This window comes from Mesorhizobium sp. M7A.F.Ca.AU.001.01.1.1 (genome assembly GCF_004022735.1).
Lineage (GTDB): Bacteria > Pseudomonadota > Alphaproteobacteria > Rhizobiales > Rhizobiaceae > Mesorhizobium > Mesorhizobium ciceri.
Genome location: NZ_RZPF01000326.1, coordinates 1 through 6,848, shown reverse-complemented (window position 1 = coordinate 6,848; position 6,848 = coordinate 1). Strand labels below are relative to the sequence as shown.

Below are 6,848 nucleotides of genomic sequence, written 5' to 3'. Positions count from 1 at the left end.
TGAATGCCCTCTCACCCAGTACGATCTGGCGGACGCACTGGGACTCACTCCCATTCATGTCAACCGGATGCTGCGGGAACTGCGCGAGCGCAAGTTTCTCGAATTTCGGCAGGGCCACGTTCGTGTGCTCGATCAGCAGGGCCTGACTAAGTTTGCTGGATTCGAGCAGGAATATGTCGACGGTTGAGACGTCCCGGCATGCGATGGCAAGCAATCTTGCTCCCCGGTAGCGGCCATCGGGCAAGATCGAGGACGGGCTTTTCCGGGCAGCATCCACTTTCCGGCGGCGGATCTGTTCCGTGTGGCCCGCTCCCTATCCCGACTGGCGTCCGCTGGCCAGGCGCCGGCCAATTCAATCTCGGTTTCTTGGCGCGATCTCTTCGCGGTTGCCTAAGCGACACCGTCCTTGGCGTTCCGCTGCAGCGGCGAGTCCGCTCGGCCCAATTTGAGGACCACAATCAGGAGCGAGAATTGGTGCTCGCTGCTCGGATCCTAAACAGAGCGTAGCTCTTCCACCAGACCTATGGCCCCCGCAGAGCCAGCCTTCGAGGCAAAATATGAGAGTTCATTCGCGGCTTCCTGAACACCTTGCGCAAATGCTCGCTCGAGCCAAAGGCGGCCTGCTACCGGGTTGTGTTCCCCGGCACGACCATTGCAGAGATAGCCCCCGAGCATGAGCTGGGCATAGCCATGTCCCCGCTCGGCGGCGGCGGCGAACCATTTCTGCGCTGCGACCGGGTCGAAGGACAGACCTTGGCCATTCGCGTACTGGGCACCGATCGCAAACATAGCCCCGGCGTGCCCGGCTGCGGCTGCCCGCTTGAACCACTGCGCGGCAGCCTGAGGCAAACAGGCGCCGCCACGTCCGTTGAGAAGCATTTCGGCAAACGCCACCTGCGCGTCGACCATGCCAGCATTGGCCGCCCGCTAAAACCAGCAACGGGCTTGTTTCAGATCGGCAGCCACGCCGCGCCCATCCTGAAGCATTCGCGCGTAGGCATATTGCGCTTCGGCCACGCCTTCGGCTGCCCGCCTCACCCATCGGGCAGCTTGCTCCTCGTCCTTTCGCACGCCGACGCCCTCGGCAAAGCAGAGGCCGAGGTTGAACGCTGCAATCAGATCGCCCGATGAGGCGGTCGCCTCGAACCATCCAGCGATGCTGGCGCGGTCGCCAGGCTCGCCTGCTCCTTCGATAACCAGATTGGCAAAGTCGACCTGCGCTTGCTGATTTCCCGCATTTGCGGACGTACGCAGCCAGCGCGCTCCCTCTTCGACGTCCCGTGCGACTCCGTTTCCGGAAAGATAAAGCGATGCCAACGCACGGGCAGCAGCCTGATGGCCGGCATTTGCCGCCCGTCGGTACCATGTTGCGGCGTCCGCATAGTCTGGCGGCGAACTCTTCACATGCCGATCGCCCAGACGATAGGCTGCCTCAATATTTCCTGCCAATGCGGCCCGCCGCATCCACGCCTCGCCGGCGGCGATATCTTGACCTGCAAGGCCACCCTCGATGAGCGCCGATCCCAACCGGAATTGGGCTGAGGGCAAGCCTTTCTCCGCGGCAAGCTGATACAGTCGCGCGGCTGCCGGTCGATCAGCTGGCATGCCGCGTCCATGCTCAGTCAGGACCCCAAGAAGGTAGATTGCGGTTGGCAGACCGGCGTCGGCAGCGCGTCGAACCTCGGCGGCAACTTTGGCCGTCTGCGCAGGCTGCCCGCGCCGGGCGAGGGAAAGAGCAAGGCCCAGGCATCCCTCAGGGCAGCCGGCTGCCGCAGACTTCTCATACCAGCCATGCGCCGCATCCAGGTCCCGCATCGCTTCGGGGCCTCTGCTGAGGATATAGGCGAGAATTGCCTGCCCGGTTGCGGAGCCAGCTTCGGCTGCCTTTTTCGCGAGCCCGAACGCTGCCGCGAATTCCGGCTCCCGCGAGGAATCCCGTTCGAACAAGCTTTGCGATTCCAAGCCATTGCCGTCGGGCTCCTGCGCCGCCAGTCCAGCCACGTAAAGCGCGGCGAGGAGCGACTGGGCATCGGGGCTGCCGTGATCGGCCGCTCGCCGCAGCCAACGCGCGCCTTCCGACCGGCTTGGCGGCACACCCAAACCTTCGAGATAGCAACGAGCGACGCGGTATTCGGCCTCGACAATCCCGGCGCGTGCCGCAATTGCCAGCAGCGGAAAGGCTTCTAAAGGCTTGCCGCTGTCAGAAAGCTGGATCGCCCGGCGCAATACCAGCGCTGGTGGACCGTAAGCAGTCAGGCGGTCAAGGATTGCCATCGATGCGAGAACGCATACCTCCGTTTGTCGCGCACGGCGCCCGAGCCTATGGCTCCCTCATCGCTTCTTGGCCCAGGGGGAGTATGGCGCCGAGAATATACTTGAGCACGGTACGGCGGCCGACCTTGACGTCAGCGGTTACCGGCATGCCAGGGACGATCGTGAAACTTGCGGGCACGCCATGGAGGGCGACCTCGTCGATGGAAATCTGCGTGCGGTAAAACAGGTCAGCGTCCGGGGGCAGCATGGCCAACGAGCTGTTCGGGTCGCGCGCCTGTTCCCGGGCCGAGAAGGAATCCGGGCTCACCGTGCGCACAGTGCCATGCGCGACGCCATATTGCGAATATGGAAAGGTGTCGAACTTGATGGCCACGGGGTCACCGACGTGGACGAACCCACTGCTACGGCCGACAATGTTCGTTTCGATTTCAAGCACCGCGTCGTCCGGCACCAGGGTCATCAGCCGGTCACCCGATTGCAGGATCGACCCGACGGAAACCTTCGCCACTGACTGAACGATGGCGTTTGCATCGCTTTTCAGCTCAACCAACTGTTTACGCAGCTTTGCCTTGTTGAGAAGCTCACGGGCATCGGACATACGCGAGCCCGCCTCCGACAGGCCTTGCGAGACTTCCGCGCGCCAGCTCTGGATGTAGCCATCGCGGTCGGCGGCCACCGTCGCCTGTTGTCGCTTGGCAGCTTCCGATGTCTGCTCGGCGTTGCCGAGCGCCCGGGACATCTCTGCCCAGTTGTCCTCGGCCAGAAGCGTATTGAGGCGGCTGCCCACCTGTCTTGCTTCCAGTTGCTTGCGCATCCGTTCGATCGAAGCCGCGACGGCCAGTCGCTGGCGGTAGCCGTCAGCATCGGACCGGGAACGCGAGATCACGGAACTGAGTTCATCGCTCTGCCGGTCAAAACTCGACAGCTTGGCGTCGTAGACGGCTTTTCGACGATCGAAGATTGATGCCTGCAGGGTCCAACTCGGGTCCAGACCGTCATAGCTGAAGGGCTTTCCGTCGGCTTCCGCTTTCAAACGGGCCACTTCGGCTTCAAGTGTCGAGACCTGTGTCGTCAGCGCAGCAAGGTCAGCGGAGGCGAAGGTCGCGTCGAGGCGAGCAAGCGTTTGACCGGCTCGCACGCGCTGTCCTTCGCGCACCTCGATCGAGCGGACGATCGCCGTCTCGAGCGGCTGCACCAGAATATTCGGCGATTGCGACACCACGAGCCCTCTGGTGGAGACGACCTGATCGACCGGTATGAGCCCTGAGAGTGTTATCAGGGCAACGACCATGCTTGAGATGATCCAGACCATGCCGCGCGCCATTCGTGGGACGGGCGCATTGGCGATGGCCGTCGACGGCCATTGGAATTCCAGGATGACGGGCATCGTCGGATCGCTCGGCTCTGTCCGGCGCCGGACGGGAAGACTGGAATGGGTGATGCTGCTCATGGGCGCCCCGAAGCCGATGCTCACACAAGTCTCGGCGGCACAGCGGCCAGACGAGCTTGGCGATTGTCAAGATGCCGGTTCTGCTGCATCCAAAGCTGGCGGTAGAGCGCGCATCGTTCGAGCAGGGTCGCATGCGGCGCGACATCGAGGACCTGGCCCTGATCCATGACCAGGATCTGGTCGCATTCGGTCAGCGAGGAAAGCCGGTGCGAAACAATAATCATCGTGCGGCCCCTGGCGATGCGCATGAGATTGGCGCTGACCACCGCCTCGCTCTCCGGATCAAGCGCGCTGGTCGCCTCGTCAAGGATCATGACGGTCGGATCGTGGATGAGCGCGCGCGCAATCGCCAGCCGCTGCTTTTGACCACCCGACAGGTTGGGCGAACCTTCCTCAATATAGGTGTCATAGCCGTTGGGCATGCGTTCGATGAATTCTTCGGCGCCGGCAAGGTGAGCGCCTCGCATGGCGTCGGAAAGGGTCAGGCCGGGGCGCCCGGCGATGATGTTGTCTCGAATCGACCCGCGGAAAAGGAAATTGTCCTGGAGGACCACGCCGAGCCCCTGGCGAAGGTGACGCAGGTTGATTTCCTTGAGGTCGACGCCATCCAGCTTGAGAAAACCGCTGTAATCGCGATTGATCCCCTGCAGAAGCCGCGCAATTGTCGATTTCCCCGAACCGCTGCGCCCGACGATGCCGAACATCGTCCCTGCTGGAATGTCGAAGTTGACCCGGTCAAGCGCTGGCGTGTTGGTGCCGATGTAGGTGAAGGTCAGATCACGGAAACTGATCTCGCCAACGAGCTTCGGTCTCAGACCTGTGGAATTCGAACTGCTTTCCAGGGGCCGGTTGAGGACGGATCCTGCCTCGCTGATTGCCGCCCCTACCTCCTCGAAGTCCTCGACCAGTCGAGCAAGACCGACGAGAGGCTGTGCGACGCGTTGGGCGATCATCATGAATGCGAACAAGCTGCCGACCATGTAGCCAGACGTGTCGCTCATCGCGAGATAAGCTCCGATCAGCATGGTGCCGAGGACCATCGCACGCTCGATTGGCGTGACAAGCGTCTGCGGCCAGTTGGCAAGCTGCCCGAAGGCAAGGCGCGCCCTGCCCGCTTCCGCCACCCGCTCGTCCCAAAGCGCCCTGCGTTGCGGTTCGAGACCGAGCGCCTTCACCGTCTTGATGCCGACGACGGTTTCGCCGAGCGCCGCCGCCTTCCAGGTCTCGGCATCGACCACTTGCTGGTAGCGGCGGCGCAACGGCGCGAGAAAGGCGAAGATGATCAACATAATCACGCCCGCGCAGGCAAGCACCATCCAGCCCAGCGTGGCGTTGATATAGAACATCACCGGGATCAGCACGCAGAGCGTGATCAGATCCAGGAACGTGCTGAGGAGTTTTCCGGTGAGGAATTCGCGGATGCGATAGATCTGCGCGAGATGGTACATCGTCTCGCCGGCCGGATGACGCTCGAAATAATCAAGCGGCAGACGCAGGAGCCTGCTGAAAACATGCAAGTTCAGTTTGGTATCCAGGCGGGCGCCGACGACGTTGATGATCAGCCGTCGGGCGTGACCGAGGAGCGTCTCGTAAACGAACAGGACGGCAATTGTGGCCGACAGGAGCACGAGGGTTGAAACGCTGTTGAACTGCAGCACCTTGTTGACCAGTGTCATGACCATGAGAGGCGGCAGAACGGTAAGGAGGCTGAGCGTGAACGAGGCGATACCGATGTCACGCATAGAACGGCTTTCGAACCGTACCAGGTCGATCAACCAACCGAGGGTGAAAGGCGCATCGGCCGCGATATAGGATCGCGCTGGACGCAACAGCACGGCCTCACCCGCCCACACCTGCGACAGCCGCAACTCGTCGATGGCGATGGCTTCGGCATCCTCGGGCGCATCCGCACTTTTGAGGAAGACGACATTCCGCTCTGGACTGGCCCCGGTGAGGAGACCTGCGCCACCGTCATTGAACAGCAGGACGACCGGTCCCGTGTGCTCGAAGCGCAGAAGATGCGACCAGCGGATGCGAAGCGCACGCGACCACATGCCGCCGTTCTGGGCCCATTGCGAGAGATCGGTCGCGTTTGGAACCGGGCTTGCGCTCGCCACCTTGAACTCGTTCGGGTCGAGTTCGACGCCATGGTAGCGGGCGACCCGTAGCACCGCCTTGAGGCGCGGGGCAATCCGGTCGAACTCGGCGGGTCCGCCGGGTGCCCTCCCCGCCTCGCTCTGGCTGCCAACCTTGCCCGTCGCCTCCGCGTCCACGCGGATCGAGGTTGGCCGTGCATCGGCGTTCAGAGGTATGCTCACCATGCACTTCCCCTCCGGCCCACAAGCGAGGGTTCAAGGATGCTCCGGGCAAGCCGTCCCAGCCGGGACTGCTGACAAAACCCACTATATTCCAAATAGGCCAGCCGCACGGGCCCTTTGCCCGCCTGGAAATGGTGAACGCGCGGCACTTGCGTTCCCGCAAGGGCCGCGCGTTCTTTCTTCAACCTGGACTCAGTCATTAGGTTTCAGAATATCCTTCATTGCCTTCTTCAGCGTGTCGTCGGTGTTAGTGTATCCGGCGCCTTGCTTGCCCTTGTCAGAAGTCAAGTCGGACGTTGCACCGGATGTCTTGTTCTGGTTCGGACTAAGGCCCTTGATCGTATTGAGAACGTTCAAGAGATCGCTCGTCACCGAACCCCCAGCCAGGCCAACGAGCTGCCGGAACGAGGCTTGGCTATCGGTGTCGCTGCTGGCGGCCGGGCCCGATTGCAAGAACTGCTTGGAGTCCTTGAGTCCGATCGTATCGGCCGAGACCTTGACGTGGTTGCCGTTACCTGGCGAACCATCGTTGTCGGACCCGTCATTGCCATGCCCCTTGCCTGGGTTGCTGCTGTCGCTTCCATCAGGATCGTTGCCGCCACCGTTGTTGCCATGGTCGCGGTCACCGGTCCCGCCGCCCGAGCCAGTCGCACCTGTCGGACCTGTCGAACCGGTGGCTCCGGTTGAGCCAGTCGAACCTGTAGAGCCTGTTGCTCCAGTCGAACCGGTCGAACCTGTAGAGCCGGTCGAACCTGTCGATCCGGTCGAGCCAGTTGCTCCGGTATCACCGGTTGCACCTGTGGCGC

At 62.5% G+C, this 6,848-nt stretch carries 5 protein-coding genes and 1 pseudogene; 1 reads left to right on the top strand and 5 read right to left on the bottom strand.

The annotated features are described in order from the left end of the window. Positions 1-187: helix-turn-helix domain-containing protein (locus EN884_RS19890; protein WP_164895064.1), on the top strand; the 187-nt coding region annotated here is incomplete at its 5' end. 305 nt (positions 188-492) lie between these two features. Here EN884_RS19890 and EN884_RS39670 read toward each other — a convergent pair. From EN884_RS39670 to EN884_RS39025, 5 genes and pseudogenes are all read right to left on the bottom strand, one after another. Next, positions 493-909, bottom strand: coding sequence for a hypothetical protein (locus tag EN884_RS39670; RefSeq protein WP_245491953.1), 417 nt, complete (start codon positions 907-909; stop codon positions 493-495). Positions 910-927: 18 nt separating this feature from the next. Beyond that, the gene (locus EN884_RS19885) at positions 928-2,274 is read right to left on the bottom strand and encodes a tetratricopeptide repeat protein (protein ID WP_245491952.1); all 1,347 of its coding nucleotides are present in this window, start codon (positions 2,272-2,274) and stop codon (positions 928-930) included. A 46-nt stretch (positions 2,275-2,320) separates the two neighbouring features. Further along, positions 2,321-3,724 (bottom strand): HlyD family type I secretion periplasmic adaptor subunit, encoded by a 1,404-nt coding sequence (locus EN884_RS19880; RefSeq protein ID WP_063170902.1) that lies wholly within the window; start codon positions 3,722-3,724, stop codon positions 2,321-2,323. 20 nt (positions 3,725-3,744) lie between these two features. Next, positions 3,745-6,045, bottom strand: a complete 2,301-nt coding sequence (locus tag EN884_RS19875; RefSeq protein WP_128360696.1) for a peptidase domain-containing ABC transporter — start codon at positions 6,043-6,045, stop codon at positions 3,745-3,747. A gap of 189 nt (positions 6,046-6,234) precedes the next feature. Next, a pseudogene (locus EN884_RS39025) lies at positions 6,235-6,848 on the bottom strand (hypothetical protein); the annotation flags it as partial.